The sequence below is a fragment of the Streptomyces sp. CB02058 genome (assembly GCF_001905505.1).
Classification (GTDB): domain Bacteria; phylum Actinomycetota; class Actinomycetes; order Streptomycetales; family Streptomycetaceae; genus Streptomyces.
In genome coordinates this window covers 122,743-139,562 of sequence record NZ_LIPG01000001.1, presented here as the reverse complement: position 1 = coordinate 139,562, position 16,820 = coordinate 122,743, and the positions used below count along the sequence as shown (strand labels likewise).

Annotated in this window: 15 protein-coding genes; 7 read left to right on the top strand and 8 right to left on the bottom strand. The window is 72.3% G+C overall.

Translation table 11 applies throughout. The features are described from left to right. Window positions 1-134: 134 nt before the first annotated feature. Window positions 135-569, bottom strand: coding sequence for an alternative ribosome rescue aminoacyl-tRNA hydrolase ArfB (gene arfB, locus AMK10_RS00725; protein WP_073743675.1), 435 nt, complete (start codon window positions 567-569; stop codon window positions 135-137). Window positions 570-741: 172 nt separating this feature from the next. On the opposite strand from arfB, the gene AMK10_RS00720 reads away from it, so the two are divergent. Together AMK10_RS00720 and AMK10_RS00715 are read left to right on the top strand one after the other, a co-directional pair. After that, window positions 742-1,317: a TerD family protein gene (locus AMK10_RS00720; RefSeq protein WP_073743673.1), complete on the top strand. Its 576-nt coding sequence runs from the start codon at window positions 742-744 to the stop codon at window positions 1,315-1,317. Between the two features lie 263 nt (window positions 1,318-1,580). Beyond that, window positions 1,581-3,158, top strand: a complete 1,578-nt coding sequence (locus AMK10_RS00715; RefSeq protein WP_073743671.1) for a M4 family metallopeptidase — start codon at window positions 1,581-1,583, stop codon at window positions 3,156-3,158. Between the two features lie 28 nt (window positions 3,159-3,186). Here AMK10_RS00715 and AMK10_RS00710 read toward each other — a convergent pair whose 3' ends face one another. Together AMK10_RS00710 and AMK10_RS00705 are read right to left on the bottom strand one after the other, a co-directional pair. Continuing rightward, on the bottom strand, window positions 3,187-4,608 hold the full coding sequence (locus AMK10_RS00710; protein WP_073745924.1) for a M1 family metallopeptidase: 1,422 nt from the start codon (window positions 4,606-4,608) through the stop codon (window positions 3,187-3,189). Between the two features lie 168 nt (window positions 4,609-4,776). Continuing rightward, window positions 4,777-5,334, bottom strand: a complete 558-nt coding sequence (locus AMK10_RS00705) for a GlcG/HbpS family heme-binding protein (RefSeq protein WP_073743668.1) — start codon at window positions 5,332-5,334, stop codon at window positions 4,777-4,779. Window positions 5,335-5,845: 511 nt separating this feature from the next. On the opposite strand from AMK10_RS00705, the gene AMK10_RS00700 reads away from it, so the two are divergent. From AMK10_RS00700 to AMK10_RS00690, 3 genes are all read left to right on the top strand, one after another. After that, window positions 5,846-7,147 carry a sensor histidine kinase gene (locus tag AMK10_RS00700; RefSeq protein WP_073745922.1) on the top strand — a complete coding sequence of 434 codons (1,302 nt, stop codon included), beginning with the start codon at window positions 5,846-5,848 and terminating at the stop codon, window positions 7,145-7,147. Then, a complete protein-coding gene (locus AMK10_RS00695; protein WP_073743666.1) occupies window positions 7,144-7,770 on the top strand; it encodes a response regulator in 627 nt (208 codons plus the stop codon). The genes AMK10_RS00700 and AMK10_RS00695 overlap by 4 nt, the downstream gene beginning before the upstream one ends. A gap of 78 nt (window positions 7,771-7,848) precedes the next feature. After that, window positions 7,849-8,346 (top strand): hypothetical protein, encoded by a 498-nt coding sequence (locus AMK10_RS00690; protein WP_073743664.1) that lies wholly within the window; start codon window positions 7,849-7,851, stop codon window positions 8,344-8,346. Window positions 8,347-8,363: 17 nt separating this feature from the next. Here AMK10_RS00690 and AMK10_RS00685 read toward each other — a convergent pair whose 3' ends face one another. Beyond that, the gene (locus AMK10_RS00685; protein WP_241839451.1) at window positions 8,364-9,071 is read right to left on the bottom strand and encodes a pentapeptide repeat-containing protein; all 708 of its coding nucleotides are present in this window, start codon (window positions 9,069-9,071) and stop codon (window positions 8,364-8,366) included. A gap of 99 nt (window positions 9,072-9,170) precedes the next feature. On the opposite strand from AMK10_RS00685, the gene AMK10_RS00680 reads away from it, so the two are divergent. Beyond that, window positions 9,171-10,361: an NAD(P)-binding protein gene (locus AMK10_RS00680; RefSeq protein ID WP_073743659.1), complete on the top strand. Its 1,191-nt coding sequence runs from the start codon at window positions 9,171-9,173 to the stop codon at window positions 10,359-10,361. Between the two features lie 79 nt (window positions 10,362-10,440). Here the strand turns inward: AMK10_RS00680 and AMK10_RS00675 are convergent, their stop codons facing one another. Both AMK10_RS00675 and AMK10_RS00670 read right to left on the bottom strand, forming a co-directional pair. Continuing rightward, a complete protein-coding gene (locus tag AMK10_RS00675) occupies window positions 10,441-10,923 on the bottom strand; it encodes a GNAT family N-acetyltransferase (RefSeq protein ID WP_073743657.1) in 483 nt (160 codons plus the stop codon). 37 nt (window positions 10,924-10,960) lie between these two features. Next, complete coding sequence (locus AMK10_RS00670; protein WP_073743655.1) at window positions 10,961-11,872, bottom strand: aminoglycoside phosphotransferase family protein; 912 nt, start codon at window positions 11,870-11,872, stop codon at window positions 10,961-10,963. A 63-nt stretch (window positions 11,873-11,935) separates the two neighbouring features. On the opposite strand from AMK10_RS00670, the gene AMK10_RS00665 reads away from it, so the two are divergent. Beyond that, window positions 11,936-13,336: an NAD(P)/FAD-dependent oxidoreductase gene (locus AMK10_RS00665; protein WP_073743653.1), complete on the top strand. Its 1,401-nt coding sequence runs from the start codon at window positions 11,936-11,938 to the stop codon at window positions 13,334-13,336. Window positions 13,337-13,469: 133 nt separating this feature from the next. Here AMK10_RS00665 and AMK10_RS00660 read toward each other — a convergent pair whose 3' ends face one another. Further along, window positions 13,470-14,858: a cation:dicarboxylate symporter family transporter gene (locus AMK10_RS00660; RefSeq protein ID WP_073743651.1), complete on the bottom strand. Its 1,389-nt coding sequence runs from the start codon at window positions 14,856-14,858 to the stop codon at window positions 13,470-13,472. A 446-nt stretch (window positions 14,859-15,304) separates the two neighbouring features. Then, window positions 15,305-16,774 carry an MFS transporter gene (locus AMK10_RS00655; RefSeq protein ID WP_073743649.1) on the bottom strand — a complete coding sequence of 490 codons (1,470 nt, stop codon included), beginning with the start codon at window positions 16,772-16,774 and terminating at the stop codon, window positions 15,305-15,307. Window positions 16,775-16,820: the final 46 nt, after the last annotated feature.

Genomic DNA, 16,820 nt, shown 5'->3' with positions numbered 1-16,820 from the left:
GCCGCCCAGGGGGGTCTCGGGGCGATCGAGGGGCACGGGGGCTGGTCGCTTGCGCGGTGCCCGGGGCAGTCGCGGGGCTCACGGTCCGGTCGCCCGCGCGGTGCTGGCGAGAGTCGTCCGCCGGGGGCGCCGGCTTACCAGTCCCGGCCGGAGCGTCCGCGCTTCGTGTCGCCGCGCTGCTTCTTCTCGCGCAGACGCCGCTCGTTGATGCCGCGCGGAATCTTCTTCTTCAGGCGCGGCTTGGGCGGCGGCGCGGTCGCCTCCGCGAGGAGCGCCGCCAGCCGCACGGCCGCCGTCTCCCGGTTGCGCCACTGCGAGCGGTGCTCCGAAGCACGGACGGACACGACCCCTCCGACCAGCCGGCCCGCCAGCCGCTCCAGGGCCCGCGCCTTCCACACCTCGGGGAGCGAGTCGGTCGCCGCGAGGTCGAACCGCAGCTCCACCTGGGAGTCGCTGGTGTTGACGTGCTGGCCGCCGGGTCCGGAGGACCGCGAGAAACGCCACATGAGCTCGGCCTCCGGCAGGGAGACCGAACCGCGGATGACATAGGGCCCGGACATGACACCCATGTTCCCCGGCCCACGACCTGTTCGTCACCTTCTTTTGCGAGCGTTCGGCCAGAAGTTCGGCAAAGAAAGTAAAGCGAGCAGGAACCTCGTGGTCTCTTGCCTGCGTTAAGAGGTGTGACGGTAGCTTTCGTGATGGCACGAAGCCCGCACACGACGATGAAAGGGACTTCCCATGGCAGTAAGCCTGTCCAAGGGCGGCAACGTCTCCCTCACCAAGGAGGCCCCGGGCCTGACCGCCGTCACGGTCGGCCTCGGCTGGGACGTCCGCACCACCACCGGCACCGACTTCGACCTCGACGCCTCGGCGATCGCGGTCAACGCCGCCGGCAAGGTCTTCTCCGACGGTCACTTCGTCTTCTTCAACAACAAGGCGACCCCGGACCAGACCATCGTCCACACCGGTGACAACGTCACGGGCCAGGGCGAGGGCGACGACGAGCAGATCAACGTCAACCTGGCGGGCCTCCCGGCGGACATCGACAAGATCGTCTTCCCGGTCTCCATCTACGACGCCGAGGCTCGCAGCCAGAACTTCGGCCAGGTGCGGAACGCCTTCATCCGCATCATCAACCAGGCCGGCGGCACCGAGATCGCCCGCTACGACCTCAGCGAGGACGCCGCCACCGAGACCGCCATGGTCTTCGGCGAGCTCTACCGCAACGGCGCCGAGTGGAAGTTCCGCGCGGTCGGCCAGGGCTACGCCTCGGGCCTGCGCGGCATCGCCCAGGACTTCGGCGTCAACCTCTGACGTAACGGCTCGTCCCCCGGGAGCCCCCGCCCGACCTCGGCCGGACGGGGGCTCCCGTGCGTCCCGACCGGGGCTTTCCATCCGTCACCCCGCGCGCCCTGTGCGGCTGCTTCGGTGCGCCATATAGCGGACACGAGCGCACCTCAGTCGGACAAGAACTGGTCAAAAACTTGTGAGGCAATTGTCGGCGTCCCGTCAAATTCGCTCATTCGGTGGCACGCTCTCCGCTCGTAACCCCCACAGGAACGAGCAACGGAGAAGGCATGACCCCCCACATGAACACCCGTCGCGCCGCCGCCCTGGCCGCAGTTGCCGCGATGGTCGTCGTCGGCGTACAGACCGGTACGGCCACGGCCGGTCCCCACACCGCCGACGGCAGCGCCTCTTCCTCCGGCGCCACCGCGCTCGGCGTGAACACGGCAGCCGCCCGCGGCACCGCGCTGCGGGCAGCCCAGGACGACGCCCCCGCCGCTGCCGAGGCCCTCGGCCTCGGCAGCCAGGAGGAACTGATCGCCCGTGATGTGATCAAGGATGCCGACGGCACCGTGCACACCCGCTACGAGCGCACCTACGCCGGGCTGCCGGTCCTCGGCGGAGACCTCGTCACCCACACCGCCGCCGACGGCTCGTCCAAGGGCGTGGACAGGGCCACCGAAGCCCGCATCGCCGTACCGTCCACCCAGCCGAAGCTGAAGTCCGCGGCGAGCGCGCGCACGGTCGTCTGGGCGCGCGGCGCGAAGCCGGTCCTCGCCTTCGAGACCGTCAGGACCGGTGTCCAGAAGGACGGCACGCCCAGCAAGCTGCACGTCATCACGGACGCCACCACCGGCAAGAAGCTGCACAGCTTCGAGGCGGTCGAGACCGGCACCGGCAACAGCCAGTACAGCGGGCAGGTCACCCTGTCGACCACCGAGGCCGGCTCGGGCTTCGAGCTGACCGACGGCGACCGGGGCGGCCACAAGACGTACGACCTGAACCAGGGCCAGACCGGCACCGGCACCCTCGTCACCGACACCGACGACACCTGGGGCGACGGCACCGGCGACGACCGCCAGACCGCCGCGGTCGACGCGCACTACGGCGCGGCCAAGACCTGGGACTTCTACAAGTCCGAGCTGGGCCGCGACGGCATAGCCGGCGACGGCAGGGCCGCCTACTCCCGCGTCCACTTCGGCACCGGTTACGTCAACGCCTTCTGGGACGACAGCTGCTTCTGCATGACCTATGGCGACGGGGCCGACGACAAGAGCGCGCTCACCGCGATAGACGTCGCCGGACACGAGATGAGCCACGGCCTCACCGCCGCCACCGCCAACCTCGACTACTCCGGCGAGTCGGGCGGCCTCAACGAGGCGACCAGCGACATATTCGGCACCGCCGTCGAGTTCTACGCCGGCAACACCACCGACCCCGGTGACTACCTCATCGGCGAGAAGATCGACCTCAACGGCGACGGCTCCCCGCTGCGCTACATGGACGAGCCCAGCAAGGACGGCGGCTCGGCGGACTACTGGGACGCCGGCGTCGGCGACCTCGACGTGCACTACTCCTCCGGCGTCGCCAACCACTTCTTCTACCTGCTGGCCGAGGGCAGCGGCGCCAAGACGATCGACGGCGTCGACTACGACTCCCCGACCGCCGACGGCTCCACGGTCACCGGCATCGGCCGCCAGAAGGCCTACCAGATCTGGTACAAGGCGCTGTCGGTCTACATGACGTCGAGCACCGACTACGCGGGCGCGCGCGTCGCGACCGAGAAGGCGGCCACCGACCTGTTCGGCGCGGACAGCGCCGAGTTCGCGGCCGTCGGCGCCGCCTGGGCCGGGGTCAACGTCAAGTAGCGGACGGACCCGCACCACAGGGAGCCGGTCAGCCCAGCGCGGGCCGGCTCCCGCCGTCCAGCCAGGTGTCCCACAGCTCCGTCAGGTCCAGGCCGGACTTCTCCTCGACGTACGCGGTGAAGTCCTCCGTCGACGCGTTGCCGTGCCTGTGGTCCTTCAGCCAGCCCCTGACCAGGCGGAAGAAGGCCGCGTCGTCGTCCATCTCCTGCCGGACGCGGTGCACGACCATCGCGCCCCGCCCGTAGACCGGCGGCCTGGACAGATCGGCGGGGCCGGGCGGACGGGAGGGCGGGAAGGCCCAGTTCGCGTCGTCGGCGTATGCCGTGGCGAAGCTCTCCCGCACGGACGGGCCGCCGTGGTCCTCGCTCCAGAGCCACTCCGCGTACGTCGCGAAGCCCTCGTTGAGCCACATGTCCCGCCAGCTCCGGGGCGTCACGGAATTGCCGAACCACTGGTGGGCCAGCTCATGGACCAGCAGCCCGATGTCCGGCGGGCCGGGGAAGAAGGGCCTGTTCTGCGTCTCCAGCGCGTATCCCGCGTCGCCCGGACGGCCCACGATCGCCCCGGCCGACGAGAAGGGGTACGGGCCGAAACGCTTCTCCCCCCAGGCGACCACCTCGGGAATCCGCGCCAGCACCGCGGCACTCGCCCGGGCCGATCCCGGGTCCACCGCCGTGACCACCGGCAGTCCGTCCCCGGTGGCGGTGCTCCTCACGGCGTACGGGCCGACCGCGACGGTCGCGAGAGCGCTCGCCATCGGCTCGCGGACACGCCAGTGGAACGTCGTGCGGCCGCCGGTCGTGCGACGGGACTCCAGCTCCCCGTTGGACACCGCGCTCCGGCCCTCGGGAACGGTGATCCGGATGTCGTAGGACGCCTTGTCGCTCGGGTGGTGGTTCCCGGGGAACCAGGCCATGGAACCGGCCGGTTCCCCGAGCGCGACCGTCCCCCGGGCGGTGCGCAGCCAGCCCTCCTCGGAGCCGTCCGCGTCGGTGACGGTCCGGGGTGACCCGGCGTAGCGCACGACCGTGCGGAACGTCCGGCCCTCGCGCAGACGGTCCGCGACCTCGCTGTCCGGACGCAGTGTCAGTTCCGTGCCGGCCCGGTTCACCGCGGCGGGCAGCCCCTCGACCGTCACCGAACGGACCTCCAGGCCGGCGAGGTCCAGGTTGAACGCGCTGAGGTCCTGGGTGGCGCGCGCCGTGATCACGGCGGTGCCGCTCAGCCGGGCGGACGGGCCGCCGGAGCCGAGCTCCAGGTCCAGGGCGTAGTGCGTGACGTCGTAACCGCCGTTGCCGAGCCGGGGGAAGTACGGATCGCGCAGCCCCGCGCCGCCGGGCGTGCCCACGACCCCGCCCCGGCCCGCCGCGCAGCCCGCGGCCAGGACGGCCAGGACCGGCAGCAGGGCGGCGCCGAGTGCGGTGCGGCGTGCCGCTGATCGTGGATGCACACGCCGAGCGTAGGCGCTGCGGTCCGCCGCGGTCGGCACCGGCCCGGACCGGGCAGCGGGGTCGGTGCGCTACTTGCCGAGGACCGCGACGCCCGCCGCGCGCTACTTGCCGAGGACCGCGACGCCCGCCGCGCGCTACTTGCCGAGGACCGCGACGCCCGCCGCGCGCTACTTGCCGAGGGCCGCGACGCCCGCCGCGGCGAACTTCTCGTCGAGGTCGCCGCTCGGAGCGCCGGCCACGCCGATGCCCGCCACCGGGGCGCCCTTGACCTGCACGGGAGCGCCGCCCGCCAGGAACAGGGTGCCGGGGATGTCCTTCAGGTTCGGGGCCTGCTCCAGGCGCTTGACCAGCTCGGAGGTGGGCGCGTTCCAGGAGACGGCGGTGTACGCCTTCTTCACGGCGGACTCGGGCGACTGCGGGCCCGCACCGTCGCCGCGCAGGGTGACGATGGTGTTGCCGTTGCGGTCGACGACGGCCACCGAGACGCGCTGGTTCTCCTTCTTCGCGGCGTCCAGGGTGGCCTGCGCGGCCTTCGTGGCGGCGGCCACGGTCAGGTGCGTGGACTGCTGGAGGTTGCGGTCGGAGGCGTCGGCCTTCACCGCGGCGGCGGGGGCGGCGGCCGGGGTGGACGCGCTCGCCGACATCGCGCCGAAGGTACCGGCGCCCAGAGCGGCGGCGGCGACGGCACCGGTCAGGACACGGGTGCGAAGCGACATCTTCTTCATGGGGACTCCTCGGGTGACTTCGGGCTCGGCCTCGAACGGCTCCGGGCTCGGCTTTCTGCTTCCGGTATCGATCCTCCGGCCGGATCCGGGCCCGTACCGTCGGCGTACCGGCTGGAAGCCGCCCCCACGACGGCCGACCGCCCCGTCGGCCGATCGGTTGATGCGGAGGTGGCCCCGAGGGGTGACCATGGGATGTCCGTGCAGGTCAGCGCCGACGCGGACACGGCACGGCAGGGCGCGCCGCAGGCAGGTCGCCGCGGAGCGCGGCAGGTCAGGGCGCGGCAGGTCACAGCAGGGCGCGATCGAGGGAACGCGGGGTTACGAGGTGCGGCGGAAGGGAACCGACCCGGGCGCGGACCGGCCGACTGCGGCGGACCGCGCCGCACAGGCGAACCGCGCCGCACAGGCGGACGCGGGTACGGCTGCGGGCCGCGCCGGCGCGGCGGGCCGGGAGCCGACGGCGCACGGATCGACGGCTGCGGGCCGCGAGGCGACCACGGACGGCTCCGCCGTGTACGGGGCGACCGGCGCGGACCGGCCGGCTGCGGGCCGTACGGCCACCGCGCCGGACGACGCCGACACCCGGTGGCTGGCGCTCCTCATGCACGCCGCGTTCTTCCTGCTGCTCAGCGCCTCGCTCGCTCGCTTCCTGATGCGCCATCCCGGCGAGACCCGCACCCCGTGGATCATCGCGCTGTCGGCCACGCTCGTCGTGCTCTATCTCCTCGGCCCGGTCCTCGGCTCCCGCCCCACACCCCGCCGGCTGGCCTGGCTCGGCATCCTCGTCGTCGTCTGGATGGTCCTGGTCGTCCTCGCGCCGAGCTTCGCGTGGTGTGCGGTGCCGCTCTTCTACACCGGCCTGCGCATCCTGCCGCCGCGTGCGGCCCTGGCGCTCGTCGCCCTGCTCACCGTGTTCGTCGTCGCGGCCCAACTGCGGCTCGCCACGGGCTTCGACCCCAATCTCGTCCTGGCCCCGCCCGCCGTCGCCGCCGTCGCCACCGCCGTCTTCGTCCACATGCAGCGCCAGGCCGGACGCCAGCGTGAACTCATCGACGACCTGTTGCGCACCCGTCGGGAACTGGCCGCCACCGAGCGCCGGGAGGGGACCCTCGCGGAGCGCCAGCGGCTCTCCATGGAGATCCACGACAGCCTGGCCCAGGGCCTCTCCAGCCAGCAGATGCTGCTCCAGGCCGCCGACCGCTCCTGGGACGCCGACCCCGCCACCGCCCGCCGCCACGTCCTGACCGCGACCGGCATCGCGGAACGCAACCTCGCCGAGGCGCGCCGCTTCGTGCACGACCTCGCACCGGCCGATCTGGCGGAAGGAGGCGGCCTCGAAGCGGCGCTGCACGCACTCGCCGCCCGCGAGACCGCCCAGGGCGCCGAGGGCCTCACCGTCCGCTGCCATGTCGAGGGCGTACCGGCCACCGCGCTCCCCGACCGGGTGCAGTCGGCGCTGCTGCGGATCGCACAGGGCGCCCTCGCGAATGTCGCCGAGCACGCGGAGGCGACCGTCGCCGCGCTGACCCTGACCCACCTGGACGACCGGGTCGTCCTCGACATCGCCGACGACGGCCGGGGCTTCAGCCCGGCCGGGCAGGCGGCCGGCCCCGCCGGAGGCGTACGCGGTCACGGCCTGCCCGCGATGCGGGCCCGGGTCCAGCAGCTCGGCGGCACCCTGACCATCGAGTCCGCGCCCGGCGAGGGCACGGTCCTGTCCGCCGCCGTGCCCCTGGCCCACCCGACGGCCCCCACGGTCCCGGCGGCCCCACCGGCCTCGCCGACCCCTTCCGATCCAGAGGAACGCGCATGAATCCGACCGTACGGATCCTGCTCTGCGACGACCACGCCGTCGTACGCGCCGGACTGCTCGCCCTCCTCGGCGGCGAACCGGACATCGAGGTCGTGGGCGAGGCGGGCAGCGGCGAGGAGGCCGTCGCGCTCGCCGCACGGCTCACCCCCGACGTCGTGCTGATGGACCTCCAGCTCGGCCCCGGCATCGACGGCGTCGAGGCCACTCGCCGCATCGCCGCCGCCGGGACCGTCCATGTCCTCGTCCTCACGACGTACGACACGGACGCGGACATCACCCGCGCCATCGAGGCCGGGGCCACCGGCTATCTACTGAAGGCCGAGCGGCCCGAGGAGCTCTTCGCCGCGATCCGCGCCGCAGCCCAGGGCCGCACCACGCTCTCCCCTCCCGTCGCCAGCCGCGTCATGGCCCGGATGCGCAGCCCCAGACCCACCCTGACCGACCGCGAACTCGACATCCTCGGCCAGCTGTCGCAGGGACTCGGCAACCGCGACATCGCGCGGGCCCTCTTCATCAGCGAGGCCACCGTCAAGACCCACCTGGGCAGGATCTACGAGAAGCTCGGCGTCGACACCCGTGCGGGAGCGGTCTCCGTCGCCAAGGAACAACGGCTGCTCCCGTAGCGGACCCCCGCGCGGTGCCCGGCCTCGCACCACCCTCGCGCGGCGCCCGGCCCTCGCGCGGCATGACACCATCGAACCGTGCTCGACATCGGCTACTCCCTCTCCCGGCGCTTCCCGGACCCCCCGCAGACCGACTACCGCCGCGCGGACGTCCGCGCCCTGCGGCACGACCTGTTCTCCGGGGACGTCTACCTCGCCGACACCAAGGCCGACCGGGAGGTGTCCACAGCCTGGGGATGGGTCCCCGTGCTCGACTTCGCCTGGGCGCTGTGCGACATCGTCGAGCAGATCGACCGCGACCCCCGAGGGAACCGCTCGCACCGCCGGCAGTTCGCCGAGCTCGACTTCACCGAATCGTCCGACCGCATGCTCTTCGAGCGCCGCTTCGGCTGGGTGGACGTCGAGGCCGACTGGATGCCCGGCGACGAGCCCCCGCTCACCTTCAGCCACTCCCTGCTGCGCCGCGAGGCCCGCGACTTCCTGCACGACCTGATCGCCGACCTGGCCGACATGCACGAAGGCCTCGCCGACAACCCGATCATCTGGGACCTCCAGGCCCGCTTCCCCCGCCTCTGACGGCGCCCCGGCCGGGATCACGCCTCCACGCGCACCCCGATCTGCGCGGCGAACGCCGGAGCGAGCTCCATCAGCTGGGGCGGGCTGATGACCGCCCCCGCCAGCCGCTCCACGCCCCGCGCGATGTCGAGCTCCGCGACCGTCCGCAGATCCACGGACTCCATCCGTACGGAGCTGAAGTCGGCCCGCTTCAGCACACAGTCCCGGAACTCCACCCGGACCAGATGCGCCTCCGCGAAATCCGGCTCCGAGAGCACACAGCCCTCGAACACGACGTCCTTCAGCCGTGCCTTGCGCAGATTCAGATAGTCGATCTTCCCGCCCTTCACGAGCACCCGCTCCAGCACCGCGCCGTGCAGCTGGACACCGCCCAGCCGCGCGTCCACGACCTCCACGTCCCGCAGCGACGCCCCCGCCAGATCGGTGCCCACCCCGCGCACCCCCGTCAGCACCGAGTCGATGAACCTGGCCCGCACCAGCTCCGCACGGTCCAGGGCGCAGCCACGCAGCTCGCAGTCCATGAAGCGCGCGCCGGGCCCCGACGCGTCGGCGAGGTCCGTCCCCTCGAACCGCAGACCGTCGTAGTCCCCGTCGGGCTCCAGCCCCTCCCCGTCGTACTCCACGAGCGGGGGCAGCCGGACCTCCGGCCGGCGCACCGGCGCCACCCCGCCCTTCGCGCCCGCGCCCCTGCCGCTCCTGTTGCCTGTACGTGCCATGCCCCCCATCGTGACGCACACCACTGACATCGCCCCCGGACCGGTGTCACGGAACCGCCGGGCCTATCCGTCCCCCGTGCAGAAGCGCCCATCGCGAGGAGACGTTCCATGCAGCGCATCCACATCGTCGGCGGCGGCCTGGCCGGGCTCACCGCGGCCATCACCGCCGCCGAGTCCCACGTCCCCGTCACCCTCCACGAGGCCCACCGGACCCTCGGCGGACGGGCCAGGACATCGGACGGCCCCTACCTCACCAACGAGGGCCCGCACGCCCTGTACAGGCGCGGCCCGCACTGGACCTGGCTCAGCAAGCGGGGGCTCCTGGGCCCGCTCGCCTCCGTACCGCCCCTCGAAGCCGCCCGCTTCCTCTTCCACCGGGGCGGCACCCTGCGCAGGACCCCGCCCCTCGGCATGCTGCGCCTCGCGCGCCGCAGCGCCCGGACGGCCCCCGTCGGCACCGACTTCCTGAGCTGGGCCACCGCCGAGACCGGAGAGGCGGGAGCCCGCGCGGCGGCGCACTACATGGGCGTGGCTCTCTTCCACCACGACCCCGGTTCGCTCTCCGCCGCCTTCGTCCAGGAACGCTTCCGCCGCGCCACCGCACTGCCGCCCGAGGCCCATTACCCGATCGGCGGCTGGGCCACGCTCGTCGAGCGGATGGCGTCACGTGCGTGGGACCTCGGCGTACGCATCGAGACCGGCGCGCGCATCGGCCCCCGCGAACTGGCCGGCCTGCGGCGGGGCGGACCGGTGATCGTCGCCACCCATCTCGACTCCGCGCGCGCCCTGCTGGAGGACCCCGCCCTGAGCTGGGAGAGCGGCCGGACGGTCCTGCTCGACCTGGCCCTGCGCACCCGGCGCGGCGACCCGTTCATCGTCTCCGACCTCGACGCCCCGGGCTGGATCGAACGCTTCACCGCCCAGGACCCCACCCTCGCCCCCGCCGGCGAGCAGCTGATCCAGGCCCAGATCCCCCTGGCCCCCGGCACCCCGCGCGACGACGCCGTCCGCCGCGCCGAGGACCTGCTCGACCTGGGCTTCCCCGGCTGGCGGGACCGCACCACCTGGCGCCGCGAGGCCCTCGCGTCCGGCCGTACGGGCGCCGTCGACAAACCCGGCACCACCTGGCGCGACCGGCCCGCCGTCGACCGCGGCGACGGAATCCTGCTGGCGGGCGACCAGGTGGCCGCGCCCGGACTGCTGAGTGAGGTCGCGTTCAACAGCGGCATCGAGGCGGCGGTCCTGGCGGTCAAGCTCCTGGACACGGCGGCACGCGCCGACGCCCGCACGGCCACCTGAACACCTCGCGCGACCGCCTCAACCCTTACGACCGCCCGAGCACCTCACGCCCGTACGGGCACCGAGCACCCCGAGGCGCTCAGACAGCGGCGGCCCCGAGCTCCGCGAGCGCCCCGTCCGTCAGCCGGTAGACCGTCCACTCGTCCTGCGGACGCGCACCGAGCGACTCGTAGAACGCGATGGACGGGGCGTTCCAGTTCAGCACCGACCACTCCAGGCGCCCGTACCCGCGCTCCACACAGATCCGCGCCAGCTCCCTCAGCAGCGCCTTCCCATGACCGCCGCCGCGCCGCTCCGGACGCACGTACAGGTCCTCCAGGTACACACCGTGCACCCCGCGCCACGTCGAGAAGTTGAGGAACCACAGCGCGAACCCGACCACCCCGCCGTCCTCGTCCGACACCGCGATGTGGGCGTACGCGGCGGGCCGCTCCCCGAACAGCGCCTCGCGCAGCTGCTCCTCGGTGGCGTTCGCCTCGTCGAGGGCCTTCTCGTAGTCCGCGAGCTCACGGACCATGGCGTGGATGGCGGGGACGTCTTCGGGAGTGGCGACACGAATCATGGGAGCAGCGTAAACAGTCGGAACCGTCCCGCGCCCCTCAGTTCCGCCCCAGCAGCCGACGGGCGATCTCCGCGTGGTCCGCCGGCAGCCGCCGCGCCCCGTCCTCGACCTCCCACAGGCCGTTCTGCAGCACCCGCCCCAGCGTCCACGCCCGGGCACGCTCCCGGTCCAGACCCAGAGTCCCCGACAGCAGATCGAACCTCCACAGCACCTCCGAGGCGTCGAACCGGTTGTGCAGCGCGGGGAACAGCTCGAACCCGGGGTCCCCGGAGAGCGGCTTCGGATCCAGCGCGACCCACTCCCCCGCCCTGCCCTCCTCCGCGCGCCCGGCCAGGACGTTGTCGTAGTGCAGGTCCCAGTGCAGCAACCGGTCCCCCGGCTCCCCCGCCACCTCCCGCACCGCCGCCGCGCAGTCCAGCAGCAACCGCCGCTCCCCCTCGTCCGCCAGCCCCGCGACCGCCCCGGGCGCGGCCAGGAGCATCCGCTCCGCCGCCTCCCCCAGCCCCCGCATGCCCGGCGGAGCCGGTACGCGGACCAGCCGCGCCAGCGACCGGGCGAGCACCCGCACCGCCACCCGGGCATCCGCCACCCCGGCCAACGGACGCCGCTCGTCCAGCCGTTCCAGCAACATCGCCCCGGTCGCCGCGTCGTGCTCCAGCAGCGCCACCGCGCCCGCGCCGGCGGCGCCCCAGGCCCGCAGCGCGACCGGTTCCCCCGCCGTCTCCTCGTCCACCATCTGGAGCTTCAGCGCCGCCCGCCGGCCGTCCGCCCCGCGCACCACCGGAAGCACCAGCGCGCACATCCCGTACATCGCCGCCCCGTCCGGCCGCAGCCCCCACTCCTGGAGGAACCTCCCCGCCAGGCCGGGCAGCGCGTCGGCGAACGCCGCCCCTTCGGCACCGCTGTGGGTGCGCAGACTCACGACCAGCTCGTCCGGAACCTCGATCACATCCCGAGCGTAGAGGTACCGTCCCTCCAGCGACTGGGCCGAACACGGACAAGCAGGGGACACATGAGCACCGTCAGTACCGTCAACGGCGGCATTTCGTTCTGGTACGCGGGCGAGGGCACCCCCACCCCGCGCGAACCCCTGCCCGGCGACGGCACCGCCGACGTCTGCATCGTCGGCGGCGGCTACACGGGACTCTGGACGGCGTACTACCTCAAGAAGGCCGTCCCCTTCCTCAACATCACCGTCCTGGAAGCCAAGTTCTGCGGCTACGGCGCCTCCGGCCGCAACGGCGGCTGGCTCTACAACGGCATCGCGGGGCGCGACCGCTACGCCAAGCTGCACGGCCACGACGCCGCCGTCCGCCTCCAGCAGGCCATGAACGACACCGTCGGCGAGGTCATCCGCATCGCGGACGAGGAGAACATCGACGCCGACATCCACCACGGCGGCGTACTCGAAGTGGCCCACACCCCGGCCCAGTTGGCCCGTCTGAAGGACTTCCACTCCGTCGAGATCGCCTTCGGCGAGACCGACCGCGTGCTGCGCGGCGCCCGCGAGACCGCCGAACGCGTCCGCGTCAGCGGAGCCGTCGGCTCCAGCTGGACCCCGCACGGCGCGCGCCTGCACCCCGCCAAGCTGGTCAAGGGCCTCGCCGACGCCGTGGAGGCGCTCGGCGTCACGATCCACGAGTCGACCCCCGTCACCGAGATCAGGCCCAAGCACGCCGTCACCCCGTACGGCACGGTCCGCGCCCCCTATGTCCTGCGCTGCACCGAAGGCTTCACCGCGGGGCTCAAGGGCCACAGACGCACCTGGCTCCCCATGAACTCGTCCATGATCGTCACCGAGCCGCTCCCCGGGTCCCTCTGGGAGACCATCGGCTGGGACGGCCGCGAGACCCTCGGCGACATGGCCCACGCCTACATGTACGCCCAGCGCACTGCTGACGACCGCATCGCCCTCGGCGGCCGGGGAGTCCCCTACCGCTACGGCTCGGCCACCGACAACGACGGCCGCACCCAGCCCGCCACCATCGAGGCCCTGCGCGACCTGCTCGTCCGCTTCTTCCCCACCACCGCGGGCACCCGCATCGACCACGCCTGGTCCGGCGTCCTCGGCGTCCCCCGCGACTGGTGCGCCACCGTCACCCTGGACCGCAGCACCGGCCTCGGCTGGGCGGGCGGCTACGTCGGCTCGGGCGTCGCCACCGCCAACCTCGCCGCCCGCACCCTGCGCGACCTGATCCAGCAGGACTCCGGACAGGCGGGCCCCACCGACCTGACGGCTCTCCCCTGGGTCAACCACAAGGTCCGCCGCTGGGAACCGGAACCCTTCCGCTGGCTCGGCGTCCACACCCTGTACGCCGCCTACCGCACGGCGGACCGCCGCGAGTCCGCCTCGTCCCGCCCCACCACGGACCGCATCGCCCGGACGGCGGACCGCATCGCGGGGCGGCACTGACCGGACCGAGCGCCCTCGACCGAACCGGGCGCCGTCACCGATCCCCCCGGCACCGAAGCCCCCGGGCCCCCCGCGCACACCGCCGGGCCCCCGGAGCCGGGGCGTACGGCCGATGGCGCGGGGATGGCCGCCTTCACCGGCGGGCGTCGGCCTCCGCCACAGCAGCGGACGCGGTCGCCTCGCCCTCGGTCCGCTCCGCCGGGGCGGTCGCCTCCTCCTCGGGGACGAACGCGATCTCTCCGTCGAGAACCTGCCGGGCTCGGTCGTGGTCGAGGGCTCGCTCCCACTTGGACACCGCGAACACGGCGACACAGTTGCCGAGCAGGTTGGTGGCCACCCGCATGGTGTCCATGATCCGGTCGACCCCGAGCAGCAGCGCCACGGCGCCTGCCGGGATGACGCCGAGCGCCGATACCGTCGCCGACAGCGCGAGGAAGGCCGATCCGGGGACGCCCGCCATCCCCTTGCTGCTCAGCATCAGGACCAGCACCACCGTCACCTGCTGACCGAGCGTCAGGTCGACGCCGACGGCCTGGGCGATGAACAGTGTCGCGATGGAGAGATAGATGGAAGCGCCGTCCAGGTTGAACGAGTACCCGGTGGGCAGCACGAGGCCCACGGAATCATCGCGACAGCCGGCCTGCCGGAGCTTCTGCATCATCCGCGGCATCACCGTCTCGCTCGAACCCGTGCCCAGTGCCAGCACGAGTTCCTCCCGGGTGTAGCGGACGAACTTCCACAGACTCACGCCGGTGAACATCTTCAGGGCGGCGCCGAGCAGCAGCAGGAAGACCAGCGCCACCGCGTAGCAGACGCCGATCAGCTTTCCGTACGTCGTCAGCGCGCCGAGCCCGTACTCGCCGACCAGGTGGGCCGTGGCCCCGAACACGGCCAGCGGAGCGAGCTTCATGAGGAAACCGACGACGGCGAAGATCACCTCTTGTGCCTGTTCCACGGCAGGGAGAATCGCCGGCACCTTGGTGTGACCCAGATGAAGCAGGGCGGCACCCACGAGGCAGGCCAGGACAAGGACCTGGAGCAGGGAGTTCTCGGCGAAGGCGCCCACCGCGCTGTCGGGCAGCGAGTGCAGCAGGAACTCGCTCGTGGAGGGCAGTTCGCCGCCACCGGTCTTCGCGTCGACGGCCGAGGTGTCCAGGGAGGCCGGATCCACGTTCATCCCGTCCCCCGGGCGGACGAGGTTGCCGGCCACCAGCCCGATCACGAGAGCCACGGTCGTGGCCACCTCGAACCAGATCAGGGCCTTGAGCCCGATCCTCCCGAAGGACTTCAGGTCACCGGCCTTGGCGATCCCGGTGACCACCACGCAGAAGACCAGAGGGGCGATGACGGCCTTGATCAGCCGGATGAACCCGTCACCGAGGGGCTGTACCGAGGAACCCACCTCGGGCCAGATCCCTCCGACGGCGATGCCGACGAGAAGCGCGCAGAGGACCTGCATGAACATCGAGGTCCGAAGACTTCGAGCGAGACGACGAGTCAGGGACGGACCGACCTTCGTCATGGATTGCTCCTCCTGCCCTTGTTCCATAATGCGGAACACGAATTCCGCTTGCCGGTCAACTATCGGGCGGGTGCACGCATGAAGGAAGGGCCGAGTCCCAGGCCGCCGGAACTTTGGCACAAGGTCCAACCATCAAGCCGGACCAGTGACGCAGAGCGTGCGCAAGGGAGCGAAAGGGAAGGGAGGCATCACCCCGTGAGGAAAGACCCTCCGCGGAACCGGTTCTCAGCCGGTCGGTGACGTTTTCCCCATGATCGGCACGGAAGAGCGGGGTTCACCCCGTGATGACCGCGAAGTGCCGCGGGAGCCTCGCACCACTGCGGCCGGGCGCCTGACCTGCGCGACCTCCCCCACCACAGAGCCCGGCCAGGAGAGTTCACCTGGCCGGGCATTCCGTCGACAGCGGTCAGTGCGTCACGCCGCCCTTTCCGACGGCGGCCCGGATGTCAGCGGGCGGCCGGCAGTTCCGACGCCCGGTCGTCGGCCGGCGGTTCACTCGCGACGATCACCTGAGCGCCGGCGGGCCGGCGGGAGCGCAGTCCGAGACCGCTGATGAGCGTCGCGAGCAGCGCCGCGACGAGCGGCACCCAGAGCGCCGCCCGGTATCCGTCGAGCAGCGCACCGGGTGAGTCCGACGCGGTGGCCGCGACGTTGACGGTCGCGGCGGCCGAGAGGCCCAGTGCCGCACCGAACTGGAACGAGGTGTAGAGCAGCCCGCCGGCCAGCCCCTGTTCCTCCTCCTTCACCCCTTCGGTGGCCACGATGGTGAGCGGGCCGTAGGCCAGCGAGAAGGCGATACCGAGCAGCAGCAGGCTCGGGACCATGGCCGCATAGGTCCAGTCGGCGCCGACGGGCAGGAAGAGGGCGTACGACAGGGAGGCGAGGAGCAGTCCGCCGACGATCAGCCTGGCGTTGCCGAAGCGGGCGACCAGTCCGGGCACGAGGACCGGCGAGAGGATCGCGTCGATCCCGATCACGATCATCGCGAAGCTGGTCTCCAGCGTGGACCAGCCCCGCAGCTCCTGGAGATAGAGGACGACCAGGAACTGGAAGCCGAAGAACCCTGCGGCGAAGAGCAGTCCGACCACGTTGGCGCGCACGAGAGAACCACTGCGGAAGATGCCGAGGCGGACCAGCGGAGCCGGTGAGCGGCGTTCGATCGCGACGAACGCGCCGAGGGCGGCGAGACCCGCCCCGAGCGTGCCGGCGGTCCAGGCGAGCGACGTGTGACCGGCACGTTCGACGCCGACGACCAGCAGCAGGATCGCCGCGGTGATGGCGAGGCCGCCGGCAAGGTCGAGACGCCCGCCCGCCCGGTCGGGCCGCGGCGACCTCGGTACGAACACGAGCGCGGCGAGCAGGATCAGGGCCGAGAGCACGACCGGGGCGAAGAACACCCAGCGCCAGTCGACCGAGGCGAGCAGACCGCCCACGACAAGCCCGATCGAGAAACCGCCCGCCGCCGTGCCGGAGTAGATGAGCAGGGCCTTGTTGCGGCGCGGGCCCTCCTCGAAGCCGGTGGTGATGATGGACAGACCGGCCGGGGTCATGAAGGCGGCCGCGACTCCGGTGACGAACCGCGCCGTGACGAGCATCCAGCCCTCGGTGGCGAGTCCGCCGAGCCCCGAGAAGACCAGGAAGACGGCGAGCCAGAGGACGAACATCCGGCGCCGCCCGAAGAGGTCGGCGGCACGTCCGCCGACCAGCATGAAGCCGCCGTATCCGAGGACGTACGCGCTCATGACCCACTGCAACGAGCCGGTGGACAGGCCGAGGTCGGAACGGATCGAGGGCAGGGCCACATTGAGCATGGCCACATCGATGCCCTCCAGGAAGATCGCGCCGCACAGGACGAGCAGCACGCCCCAGTCACGGGCACCGAGCGGGGCGGCAACCGCCGTCTTCTGCTCACTCATGTCGGTTCAGCTCCAAAGGAGAACGGGATGGCGGAAGGGGTACCGC